Here is a 20977-nt window from a genome sequence, read left to right as displayed (position 1 = left end):
GCGCTCGCTCCTCATATGTCGAGGAACCTCACGTCGTGGGCGTTGCGCTGGATGAACGTGCGGCGGGACTCCACGTCCTCGCCCATGAGGATGGAGAACATCTCGTCGGCGGCCGCGGCGTCCTCGATGGTCACCTGGCGGAGCGTGCGGGTCTCCGGGTTCATGGTGGTCTCCCACAGCTCCTGGTCGTTCATCTCGCCCAGGCCCTTGTACCGCTGCACGCCGCCCTCCTTCGGCAGCTTCCTGCCGGCCTTGGCGCCCTCGGCGAGGAAGGCGTCCCGCTCGCGGTCGGAGTACACGTACTGGTGCTCGGCGTTGGTCCACTTCAGCCGGTACAGCGGCGGCTGCGCGAGGTAGACGTGGCCACCCTCGACCAGCGGTCGCATGTAGCGGAAGAGCAGGGTGAGCAGCAGCGTGGAGATGTGCTGGCCGTCGACGTCGGCGTCGGCCATGAGCACGATCTTGTAGTACCGCAGCTTGGCGATGTCGAAGTCCTCGGCGATGCCGGTCCCGAACGCGGTGATCAGCGCCTGGATCTCCTGGTTGCCGAGCGCCTTGTCCAGCCGCGCCTTCTCGACGTTGAGGATCTTGCCGCGCAGCGGCAGGATCGCCTGGCGCTCGGGGTCCCGGCCCTGGACGGCGGAGCCGCCGGCCGAGTCACCCTCGACGAGGAAGATCTCCGAGATCGTCGCGTCGCGGCTGGAGCAGTCCTTGAGCTTCCCCGGCATCGACGCCGACTCGAGCAGGCCCTTGCGGCGGGTGGCCTCGCGCGCCTTCCGGGCGGCGAGCCGGGCCGCGGCCGCCTGCTGGGACTTCCGGAAGACGTCTCGCGCCTCGTTCGGGTGCGCATCCAGCCAGTCGCCGAGGTGGGTGTAGAGCTGGCTCTGCACGAAGGTGCGTGCCTCGGTGTTGCCGAGCTTGGTCTTCGTCTGGCCCTCGAACTGCGGCTCGCCCAGCTTGACGGAGATGACGGCGGTCAGTCCCTCGCGGATGTCCTCGCCGACGAGGTTGTCGTCCTTCTCCTTCAGCAGACCCTTGTCACGGGCGTACTTGTTCATCAGCGAGGTCAGCGCCGCCCGGAAGCCCTCCTCGTGCGTACCGCCCTCGGTGGTGTTGATGGTGTTCGCGTAGGTGTGGACCGACTCGGAGAATCCGGAGGTCCACTGCATCGCGATCTCGACCGAGATCTGCCTGTCCTGGTCCTCGGCCTCGAGGCTGATGATCTCGGGGTGGATGACGTCGACCTTCTTGGTCGAGTTGAGGTGCTCGACGTAGTCCTGCAGGCCCCGGTCGTACCGGTAGGAGACCTCGCGGTGGTCGGCACGAGGGTCGTCGGCCGTGCCGCTCTCGTCCCCGGTGATCTCGTCGCCGACGTCGGTCACGCCGGCCCGCTCGTCCACGAGCGCGATCTGCAGGCCCTTGTTGAGGAAGGCGTACTGCTGGAACCGGCCGCGCAGAGTCTCGAAGTTGTACTCGGTCGTCTCGAAGATGTCGCCGTTGGCCCAGAAGGTGACCGTGGTCCCGGTCTCGTCGGTCGGCTCCCCCTTGACGAGGGGACCGGTCGGGATACCGTCGACGAAATCCATCCGCCAGGTGAAGCCGTCGGTCTTGACCTCGACCTCGAGGCGGTGGGACAGCGCGTTGACGACAGACACTCCGACGCCGTGCAGGCCGCCGGACACCGCGTAGCCCCCGCCGCCGAACTTCCCGCCGGCGTGGAGGACGGTGAGGACGACCTCGACCGCCGGCTTGCCCTCGCTCTCGACCACGCCGACCGGAATGCCGCGGCCGTTGTCCACGACCCGCAGGCCACCGTCGGGCAGGATCGTGACCGCGATGGTGTCGCAGTACCCGGCGAGCGCCTCGTCCACGGCGTTGTCCACGACCTCGTAGACGAGGTGGTGAAGACCGCGCTCACCGGTGGAGCCGATGTACATGCCGGGACGCTTGCGAACCGCCTCGAGGCCCTCGAGAACGGTAATGTTCTCGGCGCCGTAGCTCGAGGGCACCGTCCCCGGGCTGGCTACCGAGGGTGCCGCCTCTGCCGCGGTCTCGGCCATGGTCTCGTCGGTCTCGGCAGCGTCGGCACGGTGGTCAGCCACGTCGTAGGCTCTCCTCGTCTCGCGGGCAGCGCGCCACACCACCACCCGCGCACGGGACGGGGGTGGGGGCCACCGCATGAACCCTTCGGACGCGCGTCGGCGTCCTGTGGGCGTGTCGGTCCATTCTACAGCGATAGAGCCACGAACCACGAATATCCACAGGAATTTCCACAGGGCCGTGTCGCGCTTCACGAACCCTGCGGAGGACGCCTCAGCCGTAGGTGTCGCGCGGACCTCGGCCGCGCACGGATCGGCGGCCGTGCTTCCAGCTCGGACCGCCCGGACCGAGCACCGTGATCCCGGTGACGACGCCCTCGCCGACCTCTTCGGCCAGGCGCTTCTCGAGCTGGGGCAGCAGGAGACGAACCTGCGTGGCCCAGGCGGTCGACGAGGTGCGCAGGACCAGCGCGCCCTCGTCGAAGGCCTCGACCTCGCAATGGTCGGCGACCTGGTCGCCGACGATCTCGCGCCAACGTCCTACCACCCCACCCACGCTCAGCGGCACGCTCCAGCCGCGCTCGGCGAGCAGCCGCTCCGCCAGGCCGCTCAACGGTTGCGGGTCCCTGCGCGAAGGCCCGGGGCCACTGATGCCGTAGCCGATGCCGGGGCCGGGGCGCCAGGTCCGGACGCCGTCGGGAGCTGCCTGGTCGGCCGTCTCCCCGCGTTCGACGGCCGCGCCGTCGGCCCTGCGCCGCCGGCGGGGTGCGCTGCGCCGGAACCCCTTGTCACGGGCCGCCTCGCGTGCCCGCTCCAGTGCGAGCCGCGCGACGGCGTCGCGCTCGTCGCGCTCCGGTCGCTCCGGGCGCTCACGCGCGTCGTCCTCAGGCACGGGTCACCTGCCCCTCACGCACCTCGAACCGTGTTCCGGCGAGCCTGCTGGGGACATCCTCCGCCACGGCCGCGGTGATCAGCACCTGCTGCGCGTCCGCCACCATCTCCGCCAGCCGATCCCGGCGGCGGCTGTCGAGCTCGGCGAACACGTCGTCGAGGATGAGCACCGGCTCGCCGTCCGTGCCCCACGGCGACGCCTCGTCGTCGCGCAACAGCTCGTACGAGCCCAGCCGCAGCGCGAGCGCGTAGGACCAGGACTCGCCATGACTCGCGTACCCGCGCGCCGGCAGCGTCCCGAGCGTCAGGGCCACGTCGTCCCGGTGCGGACCGACGAGCGCGACGCCCCGGTCGATCTCACGGTCCCGCAGCCGTCCCATGGCCGCCAGCAGCCGGTCCCGGACAGCCGGCGTGTCCAGCAGCGCGGTCTCCCGGTCGGCGACCGCCGTGCGCGCCGCGTCGGCCGCCTCGCCGGTACCCCCGAGGAGCTCGGGCCCGGGATCGGGAGCCTCGTCGACCGCGTCGATGCTGGCCCGGTAGTCGATCCGCGCACCACCTTGCCCCGCGCTGACCTGCTCGTAGGCATCGGCGACGTAGGGACGCAGCTGCTGGATCACGCGCGTGCGTGCGGACACCAGCTGTGCTCCCGCCTGTGCCAGGGAGGCGTCCCACACGTCGAGGGTCGACAGGTCCAGGTCGGCACCACGCCGTCGTGCCGCGGCCGCCGACTTCAGCAGCGCGACGCGCTGCCGCAGCACCTTGTCGTACTCGCTGCGCAGTGCCGCCAGGCGGGGGGTGAGAAGCACCACGAGATCGTCGAGGAACCGTCGCCGCTGTGCCGGGTCACCCTTGACGAGTTCCAGATCCTCCGGCGCGAACACGACCGTGCGGATCACGCCGAGGACGTCGCGCGTCTTCACCGGCGCCCGGTTGAGGCGGGCACGGTTCGCCTTGCCGGCCACGATCTCCAGCTCGACCACGGTGGGCCGATCACCGTGGACCACCTTCGCCCGGACCACGGCACCGGGCGTGCCCTGACGCACGAGGGCGGCGTCGGCGGCCACCCGGTGGCTGGAGAAGGTCGACAGGTAGGCGATCGCCTCGACGATGTTGGTCTTGCCCTGGCCGTTCGGTCCGACGAACGCGGTGACGCCACGGTCCAGTCCGAGGACGAGCTCGTGGTAGGACCGGAAGTCGTCAAGGGCGAGGTCGGAGACGTACATCGGCGTCTCCACCTGCCCTTCTGCGACGGTCCTTGCTACTCCGGGTCGACTGCTGGATCGGGTGTGCCGGTGGCCGTCGGTGCCGCGCCCGGGTCAGCCGCCTTGACCGAGTGTCCGCCGAACTGCTTCCGCAGCGCGGCGACGGCTCGCATCGCGGAGGAGTTCGGCAGGCGTGAGGAGAACCGCGCGAACAGCGCCGCCGAGATGACCGGGACCGGCACGGCCTCGTCGATCGCCTCCATGATGGTCCAGCGCCCTTCGCCGGAGTCCTCGACCCAGCCGGTGATGTCGTCCAGCCCGGGGTCTTCCTGCACGGCTCGCACCATGAGATCCAGGAGCCAGGACCGCACCACGGTGCCGCGCCGCCAGGCGGTGAACACCGCGCCGACGTCGGGGATCAGATCCTCGCGGGACTCCAGCAGCTGGTAGCCCTCGGCGTACGCCTGCATGAGGCCGTACTCGATCCCGTTGTGCACCATCTTGGCGTAGTGCCCGGCACCCACCGGACCCGCGTGCACGAACCCCTCCTCGCGCGGTCCCTCGGGACGCAGCGCGTCGAAGACCGGCATCAGCAGGTCGATGTCGTCCTTCTCGCCTCCGGCCATCAGCCCGTAGCCGTTGTCCCGGCCCCAGACGCCCCCGGAGACGCCCACGTCGACGTACCGCACCCCCTGCGCGGACAATGTCGCGGCGTTGGCCTTGTCCTCCTGGAAGTGGGAGTTGCCACCCTCGACCACGACGTCGTCCTCGTCGAGCAGGTCGGCGAGATCGCGCAGCACCGCGGCGGTGGGCTCACCGGCCGGCACCATCACCCACACCACCCGACGCGGTTGCGGCAGCGCCGCCACCAGGTCGGCGAGGCTCGCCACCTCGCTGGTCTCGGGGTTCATGTCGAAGCCGGTGACCTCGATGCCCGCGGCACGCAGCCGTTCGACCATGTTGCCGCCCATTCGGCCGAGTCCGACCATGCCGATGTGCATTGTGATCCCTCCTCGCTTCGGCTGCTGATGGACGTGCGGGCCGACGCCGATCAGGCGGCGAACCGGATCGGCATGAGCAGGTACCGGAACGCCGTCGAGTCCTCGCCGTCGAGCTCGTCCTGACCGGTCATCACGGCGGGCTTGGACGGGTGGGTGAACGACATCCGCACGAAGGGCGTGGTCAGCGCGGCGAGGCCGTCGAGCAGGTAGAACGGGTTGAACGCGGTGGTGATCGCTTCGCCGGTGAACGAGGCCTCCAGCGCCTCGGACGCCTGGGCGTCGTCGCCCTGACCGGCCTCGAGGACCACCTGGCCCTCGCTGAAGGACAACCGCACGGGGGTGTTGCGCTCCGCCACCAGGCTGACGCGTCGCGCCGCCTCGATGAGCTGCTGGGTGCTCACGACGGCGTACGACGTCGTCGAGTCCGGGAAGAGACGGCGCACGGGCGGGTAGTCCCCCTCGACCAGCAGCGACGTCGTCCTCCGGCCGCCGGCCTTGAATCCCACGAGCGCGGAGGGTCCCGTGGCGCCGTCACCCGCCAGGGCGACGTCGACCGAGCCGGCGCTCGTCATCGACTTCGCGACGTCGGAGAGCGTGCGGGCACGCACGAGCGCCGCCGTCGAGACCGACGGCGAGGACGGGCTCCAGGTCAGCTCGCGCATGGCCAGGCGGTACCGGTCGGTCGCCAGGAGCGTGATCTTCTCGCCCTCGATCTCCACCCGCACACCGGTCAGCAGCGGCAGCGTCTCGTCCCTGCTGGCGGCGATCGTCACCTGACCGACGGCCTCGGCGAGCACATCGGCGTCCACCGTGCCGGTGACGTCGGGCATACCGGGCAGCGCGGGGTAGTCGTCGACGGGCATCGTCAGCAGGGTGAACCTGGACGCGCCGCAGGTGAGGACCACCTTGGACCCGTCGAGCTGGACGTCGACCGGCTTGGCCGGGAGCGCCTTGCAGATGTCGGCGAGCAGGCGTCCCGACACGAGCACCTCGCCCGCGTCCTCGACCTCGGCCGCGGTCTCCGAGCGTGCCGAGATCTCGTAGTCGAAGCTCGAGAGCGTCAACGTTCCCTCGGAGCCCGCCTCGAGACGGACGCCGGCGAGCACGGGCACCGGCGGCCGCGTCGGGAGGGAGCGTGCCGTCCAGGTGACAGCCTCGGCCAGGACGTCACGTTCGACCCGAAACTTCACGATGGATGACCTTCTCTCGATGACCTGGTTCGACGCCGGCACGCAGGGTGCATGGCAGGCCAACCCTATGTGAGGGAACCGACGTGTCGGTAGATCCGTGGCGGACTCGAATGACAGAGGTGTCAGTGTCTCCTCAGCGTCCGCTCGGTGTCTCCTCGGATCGCGTCATTCGGCATCGGGAACCAGGGTCGGGTCAGCACTGGTGGTTCTCCACACCCCTCTCGAATGACAAAGGTCGTCAGCGTCATCGCACTTGTGGAGAGTGTGGAGAAGCGGCGTCGCCGCAGGTCAAGGGGACACCGGGGATGTGGGCGCCGTCGTGGTCACGGCTGTGTGCTCCCGTGTGTGGCAGTGGATCGAGCCGCTGTCCCCGGGTCGCGTCCACGACGGGAATGTCATTCGTCCACTGCCGGCGGGCAGGTTGTCCACCGCTATCCACAGTCTTGTGCACAACTGTGTATCGCGTACCTCGCGGGGCGCGGACCTGGCAAGCCCCGTCTCGGGGATCGGGCATCCGGCGGACCGGGGAGCAGACGACCTCCGGCGCGGCGCTGGGCAGAGCCGTGCTAGGCGCTGCGAGCCTTCTGCTTGATCCGGTTCGTCAGCTCGGTGACCTGGTTGAAGGTCGAGCGCTTCTCGGCCATCTGCTCGCGGATCTTGCGGTTCGCGTGCATGACGGTGGTGTGGTCGCGGCCGCCGAAGAGCTGACCGATCTTGGGCAGCGACAGGTCGGTGAGCTCTCGGCAGAGGTACATGGCGATCTGACGGGCGTTGACCAGAACCCGGGAGCGGTCCGCGGAGCAGAGCGCCTCGATGGTGATCGAGAAGTAGTTCGCCGTCTGGCTCATGATCAGCGACGGGGTGATGTCCTCGCCCTCGGGGTCCGTGATGAGGTCCTTGAGGACCATCTCGGCGAGGGACAGCTCGACCGGCTGACGGTTGAGGTTCGCGAATGCGGTGACGCGGATCAGGGCGCCCTCGAGCTCGCGGATGTTGGTGGAGATCCGGGACGCGATGTACTCGAGCACCTCGGGTGAGGCCTGGAGGTTCTCGTTGACCGCCTTCTTGCGGAGGATCGCGATGCGGGTCTCGAGGTCGGGCGGCTGGACGTCGGTGAGCAGCCCCCACTCGAACCGGGAGCGCAGCCGGTCCTCGAAGCCCTCGAGCTGCTTGGGCGGCAGGTCGGAGGTGATGACTACCTGCTTGTTGTCGTTGTGCAGGGAGTTGAACGTGTGGAAGAACTCCTCGACGGTCTGCTCCTTGCCGCCCAGGAACTGGATGTCGTCGACGAGCAGGACGTCGACGTTGCGGTAGCGGCGCTGGAAGACCTCGGCCTTGTCGTCCCGGATGGAGTTGATGAAGTCGTTGGTGAACTCCTCGGAGTTCACGTACCGCACGCGGATGCCCGGGTACAGGTTCCGGGCATAGTGCCCGATCGCGTGCAGCAGGTGGGTCTTGCCCAGCCCGGACCCGCCGTAGATGAACAGCGGGTTGTACGCCTTGGCGGGTGCCTCGGCGACGGCGGTCGCGGCGGCGTGGGCGAACCGGTTGGACGAGCCGGTGACGAAGGTCTCGAACGTGTACTTCGGGTTCAGCCGGGCAGAGTCGGGCCCGGGATCCTCGACCGAGCTGCCGCGGTCGGCGGAGGTGCGCTGGGGGAAGGGCCGGTCCTCGTGCGGTGGGGCAGGGGTACGGGCCGTGGGGGCGCTGGGGTGGTCGGACTCGGCGGGGCTGGCGGTGCTCGGTGCCGGTGCCGTGTCCTCGAGCGTGGGGTCCACGGTCACCGCGAACCGGACCGGCTCGCCGACCACCTCTGCAAGCGCCTCGGTGATGGGTACCCGGGCACGGGTCTCGAGGAAGTCCTTGGCGAAATCGCTCGGTACGGCGAGCAGGATGGTGCCGTCGATGACACCGAGGGGTCGTGTGAGGCCGACGAAGGCCAGCTGCGCACGGCCGATCTCGCCGCGGGACGTGAGGAGATCGACGGCCCGGGACCAGCTTTCAGTGATCGGTTGGTTCTCCGGCAACGGCGTTTCCCCCCGGGCGGCTGAGTGTCGTGCGGCGTGACCGACGAGCGGCTGAAGATCGAAGTCTCCCACGACAGTGCCTCGTCCACATCGTTGTCCACAAGTGTGGGTACGTTGTCGAGCGTTCATCGTGGCGTCATCGTGCGGATCCTGCCGGGTGGTTGCACCGCGCGTGTGGGGCCCTCTGAATGTGGCTGGGTCCACAGGTGTGCACAGGTGGGGACGATTGACCGGGTACCGGGCCTCACGTATCGTGATGAGGCCGTCTCGACGGACTGGTGTCCGCGACCGGGTGGTCGCGAGCCGTCCCGTGGACCAGAGCAGGACCTTGTGCATCGTGCCCCGAGACGCGCGGGGCCTGACGAAGACCTAGCGTTTTGGAGTACTGCCGTGAGCAAGCGCACTTTCCAGCCGAACAACCGGCGCCGGGCCAAGGTGCACGGGTTCCGCCTCCGCATGCGCACCCGCGCCGGCCGCGCGATCCTGTCCGCGCGCCGTCGCAAGGGACGCGCGAAGCTCTCCGCCTGACGTCCCGGTGCTGCCGGCCCGGAACCGGATGCGCCGCTCGGTGGACTTCACCGACGCCGTCCGCCGGGGGGCACGGGGAGGGGCACGGCGACTCGTCGTGCATCTGACGCGGAGAACCTCGACAGCCACGCCGACGGGCGACCGCGATCCAGATCAGGATCCGGTCCTCGTCGGTTTTGTCGTGCCCAGGGCGGTCGGTGGCGCGGTGACCCGCAACACGGTGAAGCGGCGCCTGCGAGCTCTGATGGCAGACCGTGTCGGCGAGCTCGACCCCGGCCAACGTGCCGTGGTGCGCGCCCTGCCCCCTGCGGCCGGAGCCACGAGCGCGGAGCTCGCCAAGGACCTGGACGCAGCGCTCGCAACGGCACGACGACGGAACCGGCCCGCGAGCGGAGCCCGACGATGAGTGCCGGGCACGGCGCCGCGGAGGGCAGGCCGACCCGCAACCCGCTCGCCTGGCTCTTGGTCCTCGTGGTCCGGGCGTACCAGACGATCGTCTCGCCGTGGTTGCCGCCAACCTGCCGGTACTACCCCTCGTGCTCGACGTACGCCGTGAGATCGTTGCGCCGGCACGGGTTCATCAAGGGCACCGCACTCGCGGCGTGGCGGCTGCTGCGATGCAATCCCTGGAGCCGAGGCGGCGTCGACCACGTCCCGCCGCGGGGCCGGTGGTCCACCGGATGGCAGGAAGACGGGGACGGTGACGACGGCCTGACTGTTCAGGCCGGTTCGGGCCACACGGAGCGAGCACGTACGCTCGAGGTAGATACGCGTGGGGCGCGCGGACGCGCGCCGCAGGACAGCTAGGAGCACACACCGCATGGACTGGTTCGACACAATCCTCTACCCGCTGAAGTGGGTCGTGGCGTGGATCATGGTGGGAGTCCACGACGGTCTGGTGTTCCTCGGCTTCTCTGAGGGGTCGGGCCTTGCGTGGGTGCTGTCCATCGTCGGCCTGACCGTGGTCATCCGGATCCTCCTCATCCCGCTGTTTTTCAAGCAGATCAAGGCTGCTCGCGGCATGCAGCTGATCCAGCCCGACCTGCAGAAGCTGCAGAAGAAGTACAAGGGCAAGACGGACCCGGCGTCTCGTCAGAAGATGCAGCAGGAGATGATGGCGCTCTACCGCGAGCACGGGACCAACCCGTTCGCGTCGTGCCTGCCGATCCTGCTGCAGATGCCGATCTTCTTCGCTCTGTTCCGCGTCCTGAGCTCGTTGGTCCCGCTCTCGCGCGGTGAGTACGGGAACGGTGAACGGGATTCGATCGGCCCCATCACGCAGGAGATCGCCCAGCAGGCGGAGAGCTCGACCCTGTTCGGTGCTCCGATCTCCGAGACGTTCCTCGGCTCCGACCTGATGAGCGTCAAGATCGTCACCGCGGTCCTCATCGTCGTCATGTCGGCGACGTCGTTCCTCACCCAGCGCCAGCTGACGATGAAGAACATGCCGGCGTCGGCGCTGGACAACCCGATGGCACGTCAGCAGCGGATGCTGATGTACCTGTTCCCGTTGATCTTCGCCTTCTCGGGCGTCTACTTCCCGATCGGTGTGCTGATCTACTGGTGCGTCTCGAACCTGTGGTCGATGGGTCAGCAGTTCTACACCATTCGTAAGCAGCCCGCCCCGGGCTCGGAGGCCTACAAGGCCCGACAGGAGCGCATCGCGAAGAAGCGGGCGAAGAAGGGGCTGCCTCCCGAGGAGGAAGAGGTCAAGCCCGAGGAGACCACGCCGGCCAAGCCCGCGGGGCAGCGGGTCCAGCCCAAGCGCAAGGACCGGGCGAAGAAGGCGGGAGAACCGAAGCCGGCCGGCCCGGCGACCAACGGGCAGGCGGAGGACGGCCAGAACGCCGGTTCGTCGCCCGACGAGGGGCCTATCGGCAAGGACGGCCTCACGCCCGCGGAGCGCGCGCAGAAGCGGTACGACGAGCGGGCGGCCCAGCGGCGCGCGGCCGCGGCGAGGCGCAAGGCACAGGCGAAGAACCGCGGCCGTGGCTGACACCGGCTCGGCACCGACCCAGCCGCACGACGGCATCGAGAGAAGAGGAACGACTGACGTGAGCGAGGAGACCCAGGCCGTCGCCGACAGCACGGAGCCGGCGGACATCAAGCGGCTCGAGGAGGAAGGCGAGATCGCCGCCGACTACCTCGAGGAGCTGTTGGACATCGCCGACCTCGACGGCGACATCGACATCGACGTCGACCACGGCCGGGCTGCGGTGGAGATCGTCTCCGAGGAGGACGGCTCCCGTTGGCTGAAGCGCCTCGTCGGGGACGACGGCGAGGTCCTCGACGCGGTCCAGGAGCTGACGCGCCTGGCCGTGCAGGCGAAGACCGGGGTGCGGAGCCGCCTGATGCTGGACATCGCGGGGTTCCGTCGCGGCCGCAAGGCCGAGCTGACGCGAATCGCCGAGGAGGCCATCGCCGAGGTGCGGTCCTCCGGTGAGCGGCGCGACCTGCTTGCGATGAACCCCTTCGAGCGCAAGGTGGTTCACGACGTCGTCGCCGCAGCAGGACTCGTGAGCGACTCCGAGGGCGCGGAGCCCGAGCGGCACGTCGTCATCTACCCGGCCTGATGACGTCGGACCCCGTCGAGGTCCCGACCGAGGAGGTCCGGGCCCTCTTCGGTCTCGGCTGGGCGCCGGTGGAGCACTTCGCGCGGCTGCTGGTCGAAGAGGGTGAGCTTCGGGGACTGATCGGTCCGCGTGAGCTCCCGCGGCTGTGGACCCGTCACCTCGTCAACTCTGCGGCGGTTGCGCCGTTCATCCATCCGGACAGCGAGGTCGCCGACGTCGGATCTGGGGCCGGCTTCCCGGGTGTGGTGCTGGCGGCCATGCGGCCGGACGTCGAGATGCATCTGGTCGAGCCCATGGAGCGTCGAGTGGCGTGGCTGACCGACGTGGTGGACGAGCTCGGCCTGGACAACGTCACGATCCACCAGGCGAGGGCGGAGGAGCTCCACAAGAAGATCGCCTTCGACGCGGTGACGGCACGTGCAGTCGCTGCGATGGACAAGCTCGCCAGGTGGACGCTGCCGCTCGTCCGTGGCGGTGGGCGCCTTGTCGCGCTCAAGGGCCAGCGCGCGGCCGCGGAGGTCGACGCGGCCAAGTACGTGCTCCGAAAGCTCGGGGGCGTTGACGTTCGCGTGGAGAGTGTCGCGCCCTTGGCCGGCGGCGAGCCGACCACGGTTGTCGTGGTCGAGAAGCGCGGCTGACGCACGGGAAAGCGTATTCCAGACGGTACTCGTCCTAATTGCATCGGGTGTGCGAGGCTGTGGCGTCGCCACCGCTCAGCGGCGCCTCATGAGCCGGTATCGGCCCGGACGCCCGTTTCAGGGATATTTTGGGGACGAGGGCCTTCTCGTCTCCTCGGTTGTCACACGTTCCACGTCGCGCGCGTCGACCCGTTACGGGGGTGCACCACGTTGGTGCACCGTTTCCCACCTCGGCGTGCGAATCGGAGCGTCTCCGTTCCACGTGAAACACGGGCGCCCTATGCGGGGATGCGAGGACAGTGCAAGCTCACAACTCCGGCACGGAAGCTCGATGCCCGACACAGCTCGGCCAGAGGGTTCCGACGACCTACGGAACAGGATCGTCGTACCGCCACGGGTGTGTACGCCTGATCCCGCGGCAGTGACCGGGACAGTCTCACGCTCGAGAGAGACGGAGCTATACGGATCGGAATGAGCTCAGCGGCCATGACGTGGGCCGGCTGGCGATGTGCTTGGAGGGCAGCGGTGAGGAGTCGACGTGCGACGTGACCGTCGGTGACGTACGTAGCGTCGCAACAACGTCGCGAGGCCAGATCCTGAACCGCCGGAACATGACACCGGCGCCGCGCGCGACTGCGACGAAGTCTCGATGCCCGCTGGATGCGGCTTCGCAACTCGAATGATCCGCACCCTTTCGTTCCGACCGTCTGGGAGGGTGTATCACGTGAATCGTCGGCAGCGAGTTCCGTTTAGCGGACCTGTTCCTGTCTAGTGCGTCGAAGCACGGCCCGTATCGCCCGCTCTCCTGGTTCATGCCGACGCCACGGATGGACTGGCCATGGTCGGCGACGTAGGCAGGCGCAGAGGACCCGGAGGACCGTGCCGCAGTGGACCCGTCGGGGCGGTGCTCGCGGAAGGCACACGCTCGTTGCGGCGAGAGGGCCGTTCCACGTGGAACCTGCGAGTACCGGCGCAGGCGGCTGATCGACTGCGTCCGTGCGGACTGGCGACCGAAGAAGAGGCAGTGGCGATGCCCTGAGCCGTAGCGGCGGGCCAAGTCACAAAGGTGGCGCCCAACGGACCAGCGAGCAAGGATCGCGGGCCCATATGAAGCCGGGTGAGACGGGGTCAGGAACTCACTGGTCGGCGTGACGGAAGCGGTCCCCCGTGGAGTTCTGGTCCGGTGGCGTCGTCCAGCTGAGCGCAATCGGTCCGGTTTCACGTGGAACCACGTGCAGCGGCTGAGGGCACGCTGTTGCGTCACGAAGGTGATTCAGGAACGCCTGCGAGCCCAGCGGGAGCCGCCCTGTGAGAGCCGCTGGGGACAGTGATCGCGATACGAACGTGATCTGTTGTCGACGGCGATAGCCCTCGAGACATCCGTTCCCTGGGGCGGCCGGTCCTAGGAGAAGTCCATTCCTTGCGCAACGCGACTGGCGTGGCGCGACGATGCCGCGACTGCGCACCAAGCGGCCGGCTAAGCGCGATGGCGGCGATGGATGGGGGGCCTCGGCTGTGCACAGAGCACCCCGGTGGTCGTGGGTGTTCGTGACGTTAAGGCCAGAGGTATTGCGACTGGGAGAAGGGCCACGATGCGGCGCCTGGTGGCCACAGCTATGCCGCGGTGCCGCCGTTCAGCCCGTGCGCGTCGCGGCGGAAGCACCCGGTGGGCCCGGACGCCAGTGTTGCGCCGCTTGCCGTACGACAAGAACGGCGTGCGCCAGACACTGGTGTGTGCCGCGCGGATGATTGGGACAGGGCTAGTGCGCGGTTCCACGTGAAACATGTATCCGGAGTAGAGACCACCATCGGTGCGGGCACTGGGTCGGGTATGTGCATTCGTGTGGTCGGAGCAGCGATCGACGTGAGCGCTCCCACCTCCCCTCGACAAGGGGCCGACGCGCTCCTCGTGGGGCGACAGGCGTTGGATGTGGACACGGCAAAGAGTTCTCGTCGGTGACTGCGTGGTGCAGGCCTTTCCGTGCCTGACCGACGGGCAACTCTGGGCCGTCCGCTACCGAACGCGCCAAGGCCGCCTCTGCGGCGCCTGGTTCCACGTGGAACGCGGCCCGGCGCGAGCAGGACGAGTGGTGACGATCCCAAAGCCGGGGCACGGGCGGTCGCTGGCACCATCGGAACGGGGGCAGATGCGGTCGGACCGGGACGGCGCGGTGGTGGGTCCGCCTGGTCGTGGCCCGGCGTGACTGCTGCACAGCTACACCGCGCGATCGGCCCTCTTCGGGGCGCCGACGAATGGTGTGTCGGCTGCGGTGGCGCAACTCGGTCGCGGTCGCGGCACTGAGCGTTCCACGTGAAACTGGGCGTTCCACGTGAAACGGGCACATGTCTGGCCGCGAACACTGCCGAGGACCTGCCCAAGGCTCACGTGAAACCGGCGGGTATGCACCGCGGATACCGTTGTGATGACCGTCCCCTAGTTCCACGTGAAACACGGCGCCGGCGTCACGCGCACAGGGTGCAGACGACTCGCTGGACACCTCCGCGGCGAGGTGGGTCTCCTCGCTTACGATTGCCCGAGACCAGGTCATCGAATGAAGGGGACCACGTGTCTTCCCACGAGAATTCCGTCACGGGCGGGAGCATCGGCGCAGGTCAGAGCGCTGTCGGCCCCGACGACCGGCGGCGAGCGGCACTGCTGCGGTCCGTCCCCGAGGCGGATGACACCACTCCTCTCGCGGCGCAGCTGGCGGAGGATGCGCGTAAGCGGATCCAGCTACACGGGGCGACATTCGAGAAGCCATCGGAGACCCGGATCTTCACGATCGCGAACCAGAAGGGCGGCGTGGGCAAGACGACCACCGCGGTGAACATCGCTGCCGCGTTGGCAACGGGTGGCCTGAACGTCCTCGTGATCGACAACGACCCGCAGGGCAATGCGTCGACGGCACTCGGACTCGAGCACCACGCAGGCACGCCATCGATCTACGACGTGGTGATCGACGACGTGCCCCTGTCGGATGTGATCCAGCCGTGCGAGGAGATCCCTGGACTGTACGGAGCCCCGGCGACCATCGATCTGTCAGGTGCCGAGATCGAGCTGGTCTCGATGGTGGCGCGCGAGAACCGGCTACGTAACGCGCTGCGTGATCACATGGACTGGCGGGACGAGAACGATGAGCCGCGCTTCGACTACATCATCGTCGACTGCCCACCAAGTCTTGGCCTGCTGACCATCAACGCGTTCGTGGCGGCACGTGAAGTCATCATTCCGATCCAGTGCGAGTACTACGCCCTAGAAGGGCTGAGTCAGCTGCTGAAGAACATCGAGCTCATTCGGGGACACCTGAATCCAGAGCTCCACGTGTCAACAATATTGTTGACAATGTTCGACAAGCGCACGAACCTCGCTCGCGAGGTTGCCGCGGAGGTGCGCCAGCACTTCCCCGCGCAGACGCTCGACGCCACGATTCCGCGCTCCGTGCGGATCTCAGAGGCGCCGAGCTACGGCCAGACCGTGCTCACGTACGACGCCGGCTCGACCGGCGCGCTGGCCTACCTGGAGGCAGCCAAGGAGATCGCGGCTCGAGCCGCCACGCCCGTTGAGTCGGCAACCGCCGAGAAGGAGAACTCATGAGTGAGAAGCGTCGAGGCCTCGGCCGTGGGATCGGAGCCCTGATCCCGTCCGCTCCAGCCGAGACGGCAGAGCCGGCCGAATCGGGGGCAACGGTGGCGACGCTCAGCCGGCCGACGGACATCTTCTTCCCGGGATCGGCGCCGTCGGGCGAGGAGTCTGCGCCCGACGGCGACGACGGAAAGAAGTCCTCTACCCGGTCGCTCATGGAGCCTGGCAAGCGGCGGACCAAGAACCGGTCCGCCAACGGCAAGGGCACCTCCAGGAAGCGTGCAGAGATGCCCAAGGTCGAGGTGATGTCGAGCCAGACCACCGACGACACGCCGGGGGATGCCGAGGAGAGCACGTCCGGTCGGTCGGCGGCATCCAAGAAGGCTGCGCGCGCGGAGCGGGAGGCGGGTGCGCCGACGAGGCGGGACTCGTCCCGCGACCAGGACGCGTCCGGGACGGACGAGGAACTCGTGCCAGTGCCCGGCGCAACCTTCGCCGAGCTTCCGGTCGACCAGATCACGCCGAACACGCGGCAGCCCCGTGAGGTGTTCGACGAGGAAGAGCTCGACGAGCTTGCCGCCTCGATCCGCGAGGTCGGTGTGCTGCAGCCCGTGGTGGTGCGCCGTCTACCCGACGCCACCGAGGACGGTGCGGAGTACGAGCTGATCATGGGCGAGCGCCGCTGGCGCGCATCCAGGATGGCCGGCAACGACACGGTCCCCGCGATCGTTCGCGACACGAGCGACGGGGACCTGCTGCGTGACGCCCTGCTCGAGAACCTCCACAGGTCGGACCTGAACCCGCTGGAGGAGGCCGCCGCGTACAACCAGCTGCTGGAGGACTTCGGCTGCACGCACGACGAGCTCGCCACGAGGATCGCGCGGTCCCGCCCGCAGATCTCGAACACCCTTCGCCTGATGAAGCTGCCCCCCTTGGTTCAGCGTCGGGTCGCCGCTGGGGTCCTCTCGGCCGGTCATGCCCGGGCTTTGCTGGGGCTGTCCGACGGCGGCGCCATGGAGCGCCTGGCGCAGAAGATCGTCGCCGAGGGCCTCAGCGTGCGCGCCACCGAGGAGATCGTGGCGCTCGGGGACGAGCCCGTGAATCCGGAGATGCGGCGCCGGCCTCGAACGAACGCGCACACCGAGGACCTGAACAGGCTGGCGACGCGGCTCTCGGACCGGCTGGACACCCGGGTCAAGGTCAACCTCGGTCAGCGTAAAGGCAAGATCGCGATCGAGTTCGCTTCAGTCGACGACCTCAACCGGATCCTCGACGTCCTCGCGCCGGGCGAGGATCACGTGCCCGCCTCGAGCTGACGATCGCGGAACGTCACCCCCGGGACGCTGCGCGCACGATGGCGAGGTAGATGTCCGCCAGCGTGCGCTCGTCGGCGTGCGCCGCCTGCGGGAACAGCGACGTCTCGGTCATCCCCGGGGCGACGTTGACGTCGAGGAACCAGGCGACGCCGTCGGCGTCGAGGATGATGTCGGTCCGGGAGAGGTGTCGCAGCCCGAGCGTGCGGTGCACGGCTACGGCGAGCTCGTGGACGGTCGCCGTCTGGGCCGCGTCGAGGCGTGCCGGGACGAAGTACTCGCTCCGTCCCGGGTTGTAGCGCGCGTCGTAGTCGTACGGTCCGTCGGTCACGATCTCGACGGCCGGTAGGGCGCGTGGCTCGCCCTCGACGTCGATCACCGAGACGGCGACCTCGACGCCGGAGACCGCGCGCTCGAGGAGGGCGACGTCCCCGTAGGCGAAACAGCCGACCATGGCGTCGGGTAGCCGATCGACCTCCTCGACCACCGTCACCCCGAGTGCCGAGCCTCCCGCCGCCGGCTTGACCGCGAGGGGCAGGCCGAGGTCGCGGGCGACGACGTCGAGGACCGTCCGGGCGCCCACCTCCCGGAACATCGACTGGGGAAGCGCCGCGTGGGCAGGCGTCGGGAGGCCCGCCTGGTGCAGCAACGCCTTCGCGACCGGCTTGTTGGACGCGAGCCGGCACGCTGTCGCCCGGCTGCCGACGAACGGCACTCCGACGAGCTCGAGCAGGTTCTGCAGGGACCCGTCCTCCCCGGTGGACCCGTGGACGAGCGGCCACACGACGTCGGGCCGCATCTCGGCGAGACGCGGGAGCAGGGCGGCATCGACGTCGAGCACCTCGACCTCGAGCCCTTCGTCGCGCAGGACGCCGGCCACCCGACGCCCCGAGCGCACGGAAACCTCGCGCTCGTGGGACAGGCCGCCCGCGAGGATGGCGACCCGCGGCTCGCCGGACTCGGCTGCCAGCGGCTCGGCTGGTGGCTGCGCGCTCATGGGACCTCTTCTCAGACCTGGTCGGGTGACGGGAACTCCACGGTCTCGCCGGGCCGTGATGGTTGCGGCGCGGTGCCGAACATCCGGACGAGCTCGGCCTCGGCCCGGACCACGTCCGCGAGGCGGCGGACGCCCTCGCGGATGCGTTCCGGCGTCGGGTAGCAGAACGACAGCCGGACGTGGTCGTGGCCCTGGCCGTCCGCGTAGAACGCCGTCCCGGAGACGTAGGCGACGAGGTTGGTGACGGCGCGCGGGAGCATCGCCTGCGCGTCCAGCCCGTCCGGCAGCTTGACCCAGGTGTAGAAGCCGCCGTCGGGCACCGTCCAGGAGGCCTCCGGAAGGAACTCGGCGAGGGCGGAGAGCATGGCGTCGCGGCGTTCGCGGTACATCTCTCGGTAGCTCTTCACCTGTCCGTACCAGTCGTAGCCGGACAGGTACGCCGCGATCGACAGCTGGCCCATCATGGTCGGGGACAGGATCGCCGACTCGCTCGCCAGGACGAGCTTCTCGCGGACCGCGTGCGGCGCGAGGGCCCAGCCGACGCGGTATCCGGGCGCGAAGGTCTTCGAGAACGAGCCGAGGTACACGACGCCGTCGTCGTCGATGCTCTTCAGCGAGGGCATGGGGTCGGCGTCGAAGCCGAGCAGGCCGTACGGGTTGTCCTCGAGGACGAGGACATGGTGGCGCCGGCAGATCTCCACGATCTGCGGGCGTCGTTCCATCGTCAGCGTCACGCCGGCAGGGTTGTGGAAGTTCGGCACGGTGTAGAGAAGCTTCACCCGCCGCCCCTGCCGCTTCAGCTCAGCAAGACAACGGTCGAGCTCCTCGGGAACCAGCCCGGCCTCGTCCATCGCGACGTGGACGACGTCGGCCTGGTAGGCCCGGAAGACGCCCAGCGCACCGACGTAGCTCGGCGCCTCCGCGACGACGACGTCACCGGGGTCCACGAAGATCTCGGTGACGAGGTCCAGCGCCTGCTGCGAACCGGTGGTGACGACGACGTCGTCCGGGTGCGCGTGGACGTGGTCGTAGCGCATGACCTCGACGATCTGCTCCCGGAGCTCCTCCTCGCCCTGGCCGCCGCCGTACTGCAGCGCGCGGGTACCCCGCTCCCTCAGCAGCTTGGCGGTCATCTCGGCCAGGAAGTCCAACGGCAGGCCTTCGATGTTGGGCATCCCGCCCGCGAGCGAGACCACCTCGGGCCGGTTCGCGACGGCGAACAACGATCGCACCTCGGAGGCGCGCATCCCGTGCGCCCGCTCCGCGTAGGCCGCGAACCAGGGGTCGAGCCGGGTGCCGGCGGCGGCGGCAGCAGCGGCGTTCCGTCCGCCGTGCTCGCCGTGCCCTGCCTGCACACCCGGTGCGTCCATGATCCTTCGCCTCTCGGTCGCCAGACGCCGGCGTGCCCGGCGTCCCGTGCAGTCTGCCACCGGAGGAACGCCGCTCGTCGTACCGTCCCGGCGCGTGAGGAACCGAGCTCTCGAGGTCCCGCCGAGCAGTGACGCCCGCACCGAGGGGTGTGACGCCTCAGCGCGGAGGATCGATCAGGTGAGGTACTCGGAGAGCTCGTCGGTGAACGCCTTCTTCGGCTTGGCACCGACGATGGTCTTCGCCAGCTCGCCGCCGACGTAGACGTTGAACGTCGGGATGGAGATGATCCCGTACTTCGCCGGGGTGGCGTGGTTGGCGTCGGTGTCCATCTTGACGAAGGTGATCTGCTCGCCGTGCTCGGCGGCGATCTCGTCGATGATCGGCGCCATCTGCTTGCACGGTCCGCACCAGTCGGCCCAGAAGTCGACCACGACGGGCTTGTCGGACTTCAGGACCTCGTCCTCGAAGGTGGCGTCGGTGACGTCGTTGACGGAGCTCACGGGATGTCCTCCTGTCGCGGCCGGCGCTCAGACGAGCGCCTTGGCCTCCTGCTCGGGGGTGGTCTGCGCGGCGTCCGGCGCCGGGGTGCCGGCCTCGTCCAGGTCGGCGAGGTAACGCTCCGCGTCCAGGGCGGCCGAGCAGCCGGTGCCCGCGGCGGTGATCGCCTGGCGGTAGATGTGGTCGACCGCGTCGCCGCAGGCGAAGACGCCGGGCAGGTTGGTCTCGGTGGTCGGGTGCTTCACGACGATGTAGCCCTCGGGGTCCAGGTCCACCTGCCCCGCCAGGATCTCGGTGCGCGGGTCGTGCCCGATGGCGACGAACACGCCGGTGGCCTCGATCGGGCGCTCCTCGCCCGTGACGGTGTCGCGGAGGGTGGCGCCGGAGACCCGCTCCTCGCCATGGATGGCGACGACCTCGCTGTTCCACTCGAAGGAGATCTTCTCGTGGGCCAGCGCGCGCTCGGCCATGATCTTGGAGGCGCGCAGCTCGTCCCGCCGGTGCACCACGGTGACCTTCTCGGCGAAGCGGGTCAGGAACAGCGCCTCCTCCATGGCACTGTCGCCGCCGCCGACGACGAGGACGTGCTGCTCGCGGAAGAAGAAGCCGTCACAGGTGGCGCACCAGGAGATGCCCTTGCCGTTCAGCGTCTTCTCCTCGGGCAGGCCGAGCTCCCGGTAGGCGGAGCCGTTGGCGAGGATGACGGCGCGGGCGGCGACGGTCTCGTCGTCGTCGGTGGTGACGGTCTTGATCTCGCCGGACAGCTCGACGGAGACGACGTCCTCGTAGCGAACCTCGGCGCCGAAGCGCTCGGCCTGGGCCTGCATCTTCTCCATCAGCTCCGGACCCATGATCCCGTCCGGGAAGCCGGGGAAGTTCTCCACGTCCGTGGTGTTCATCAGGGCACCGCCGGCGGTGATCGACCCGGCGAAGATCACCGGGCGCAGGTTGGCACGGGCGGCGTAGACCCCGGCGGTGTAACCGGCGGGGCCCGATCCGATGATCACGACGTCCCTGACCTCGGGCGCGGTCTGCTCTTCAGCCATCATGTCCTCACGTTCTCGGTGGTCCGTCGGTGCAACCGATGGTATGTGGGCGTTGTTCCTTCGTGCCGTGTGGCCTCCGC

At 69.0% G+C, this 20977-nt stretch carries 18 protein-coding genes; 8 read left to right on the top strand and 10 right to left on the bottom strand.

Annotated elements, in window-relative coordinates:
* Nucleotides 1-11 precede the first annotated feature (11 nt).
* The 6 genes from gyrB to dnaA form a co-directional block, all read right to left on the bottom strand.
* On the bottom strand, nucleotides 12-2060 hold the full coding sequence (gyrB, locus tag ACFQQL_RS02275) for a DNA topoisomerase (ATP-hydrolyzing) subunit B (RefSeq protein ID WP_382393758.1): 2049 nt from the start codon (nucleotides 2058-2060) through the stop codon (nucleotides 12-14).
* Nucleotides 2061-2313: 253 nt separating this feature from the next.
* Nucleotides 2314-2931 carry a DciA family protein gene (locus ACFQQL_RS02270; protein WP_382390834.1) on the bottom strand — a complete coding sequence of 206 codons (618 nt, stop codon included), beginning with the start codon at nucleotides 2929-2931 and terminating at the stop codon, nucleotides 2314-2316.
* Nucleotides 2924-4153 (bottom strand): DNA replication/repair protein RecF, encoded by a 1230-nt coding sequence (recF, locus tag ACFQQL_RS02265; protein ID WP_382390832.1) that lies wholly within the window; start codon nucleotides 4151-4153, stop codon nucleotides 2924-2926. The genes ACFQQL_RS02270 and recF overlap by 8 nt, the downstream gene beginning before the upstream one ends.
* 35 nt (nucleotides 4154-4188) lie before the next feature.
* Nucleotides 4189-5133, bottom strand: a complete 945-nt coding sequence (gnd, locus tag ACFQQL_RS02260) for a phosphogluconate dehydrogenase (NAD(+)-dependent, decarboxylating) (protein ID WP_382390830.1) — start codon at nucleotides 5131-5133, stop codon at nucleotides 4189-4191.
* A gap of 50 nt (nucleotides 5134-5183) precedes the next feature.
* Entirely contained in the window at nucleotides 5184-6323 is a 1140-nt protein-coding gene (gene dnaN / locus ACFQQL_RS02255; RefSeq protein ID WP_382390828.1) for a DNA polymerase III subunit beta, read from the bottom strand.
* Nucleotides 6324-6889: 566 nt separating this feature from the next.
* A complete protein-coding gene (dnaA, locus tag ACFQQL_RS02250) occupies nucleotides 6890-8350 on the bottom strand; it encodes a chromosomal replication initiator protein DnaA (RefSeq protein ID WP_382390826.1) in 1461 nt (486 codons plus the stop codon).
* Nucleotides 8351-8740: 390 nt separating this feature from the next.
* Between dnaA and rpmH the strand changes: the two genes are divergently transcribed.
* The 8 genes from rpmH to ACFQQL_RS02210 all read left to right on the top strand — a co-directional run bounded on the left by rpmH (nucleotide 8741) and on the right by ACFQQL_RS02210 (nucleotide 16988).
* Nucleotides 8741-8878, top strand: coding sequence for a 50S ribosomal protein L34 (gene rpmH, locus ACFQQL_RS02245; protein WP_092565554.1), 138 nt, complete (start codon nucleotides 8741-8743; stop codon nucleotides 8876-8878).
* A 7-nt stretch (nucleotides 8879-8885) separates the two neighbouring features.
* Nucleotides 8886-9284, top strand: coding sequence for a ribonuclease P protein component (rnpA, locus tag ACFQQL_RS02240; protein WP_465253986.1), 399 nt, complete (start codon nucleotides 8886-8888; stop codon nucleotides 9282-9284).
* Nucleotides 9281-9685 (top strand): membrane protein insertion efficiency factor YidD, encoded by a 405-nt coding sequence (gene yidD, locus ACFQQL_RS02235; RefSeq protein WP_382390822.1) that lies wholly within the window; start codon nucleotides 9281-9283, stop codon nucleotides 9683-9685. The genes rnpA and yidD overlap by 4 nt, the downstream gene beginning before the upstream one ends.
* Before the next feature lie 13 nt (nucleotides 9686-9698).
* Nucleotides 9699-10874 carry a membrane protein insertase YidC gene (gene yidC / locus ACFQQL_RS02230; RefSeq protein ID WP_382390820.1) on the top strand — a complete coding sequence of 392 codons (1176 nt, stop codon included), beginning with the start codon at nucleotides 9699-9701 and terminating at the stop codon, nucleotides 10872-10874.
* Between the two features lie 58 nt (nucleotides 10875-10932).
* A complete protein-coding gene (locus ACFQQL_RS02225; RefSeq protein ID WP_382390818.1) occupies nucleotides 10933-11451 on the top strand; it encodes a Jag family protein in 519 nt (172 codons plus the stop codon).
* Nucleotides 11451-12089 carry a 16S rRNA (guanine(527)-N(7))-methyltransferase RsmG gene (gene rsmG / locus ACFQQL_RS02220; RefSeq protein WP_382390816.1) on the top strand — a complete coding sequence of 213 codons (639 nt, stop codon included), beginning with the start codon at nucleotides 11451-11453 and terminating at the stop codon, nucleotides 12087-12089. The genes ACFQQL_RS02225 and rsmG overlap by 1 nt, the downstream gene beginning before the upstream one ends.
* Before the next feature lie 2566 nt (nucleotides 12090-14655).
* Complete coding sequence (locus tag ACFQQL_RS02215) at nucleotides 14656-15684, top strand: ParA family protein (protein ID WP_382390814.1); 1029 nt, start codon at nucleotides 14656-14658, stop codon at nucleotides 15682-15684.
* On the top strand, nucleotides 15681-16988 hold the full coding sequence (locus ACFQQL_RS02210; protein ID WP_382390812.1) for a ParB/RepB/Spo0J family partition protein: 1308 nt from the start codon (nucleotides 15681-15683) through the stop codon (nucleotides 16986-16988). Before ACFQQL_RS02215 ends, ACFQQL_RS02210 begins: the two co-directional genes overlap by 4 nt.
* Before the next feature lie 13 nt (nucleotides 16989-17001).
* On the opposite strand, the gene ACFQQL_RS02205 is transcribed toward ACFQQL_RS02210, so the two are convergent.
* From ACFQQL_RS02205 to trxB, 4 genes are all read right to left on the bottom strand, one after another.
* Nucleotides 17002-17982 (bottom strand): D-alanine--D-alanine ligase family protein, encoded by a 981-nt coding sequence (locus ACFQQL_RS02205; protein WP_382390810.1) that lies wholly within the window; start codon nucleotides 17980-17982, stop codon nucleotides 17002-17004.
* Nucleotides 17983-17993: 11 nt separating this feature from the next.
* Nucleotides 17994-19352 (bottom strand): aminotransferase-like domain-containing protein, encoded by a 1359-nt coding sequence (locus tag ACFQQL_RS02200; protein WP_382390808.1) that lies wholly within the window; start codon nucleotides 19350-19352, stop codon nucleotides 17994-17996.
* 174 nt (nucleotides 19353-19526) lie between these two features.
* A complete protein-coding gene (trxA, locus tag ACFQQL_RS02195; RefSeq protein ID WP_382390806.1) occupies nucleotides 19527-19853 on the bottom strand; it encodes a thioredoxin in 327 nt (108 codons plus the stop codon).
* Between the two features lie 27 nt (nucleotides 19854-19880).
* A complete protein-coding gene (trxB, locus tag ACFQQL_RS02190) occupies nucleotides 19881-20897 on the bottom strand; it encodes a thioredoxin-disulfide reductase (protein WP_382390804.1) in 1017 nt (338 codons plus the stop codon).
* Nucleotides 20898-20977: the final 80 nt, after the last annotated feature.

Source organism: Georgenia alba (assembly GCF_042665525.1).
GTDB lineage: Bacteria > Actinomycetota > Actinomycetes > Actinomycetales > Actinomycetaceae > Allobogoriella > Allobogoriella alba.
The sequence above is the reverse complement of the archived record's forward strand: the minus strand, read 5'-3'. Positions and strand labels throughout refer to the sequence as shown.

Coding starts and splice junctions, on each gene's coding strand:
- ACFQQL_RS02210 (WP_382390812.1), top strand. CDS start 15,681: ATGAGTGAGAAGCGTCGAGGCCTCGGCCGTGGGATCGGAGCCCTGATC.
- ACFQQL_RS02205 (WP_382390810.1), bottom strand. CDS start 17,982: ATGAGCGCGCAGCCACCAGCCGAGCCGCTGGCAGCCGAGTCCGGCGAG.
- yidD (WP_382390822.1), top strand. CDS start 9,281: ATGAGTGCCGGGCACGGCGCCGCGGAGGGCAGGCCGACCCGCAACCCG.
- gnd (WP_382390830.1), bottom strand. CDS start 5,133: ATGCACATCGGCATGGTCGGACTCGGCCGAATGGGCGGCAACATGGTC.
- yidC (WP_382390820.1), top strand. CDS start 9,699: ATGGACTGGTTCGACACAATCCTCTACCCGCTGAAGTGGGTCGTGGCG.
- rsmG (WP_382390816.1), top strand. CDS start 11,451: ATGACGTCGGACCCCGTCGAGGTCCCGACCGAGGAGGTCCGGGCCCTC.
- trxB (WP_382390804.1), bottom strand. CDS start 20,897: ATGGCTGAAGAGCAGACCGCGCCCGAGGTCAGGGACGTCGTGATCATC.
- recF (WP_382390832.1), bottom strand. CDS start 4,153: ATGTACGTCTCCGACCTCGCCCTTGACGACTTCCGGTCCTACCACGAG.
- ACFQQL_RS02200 (WP_382390808.1), bottom strand. CDS start 19,352: ATGGACGCACCGGGTGTGCAGGCAGGGCACGGCGAGCACGGCGGACGG.
- gyrB (WP_382393758.1), bottom strand. CDS start 2,060: ATGGCCGAGACCGCGGCAGAGGCGGCACCCTCGGTAGCCAGCCCGGGG.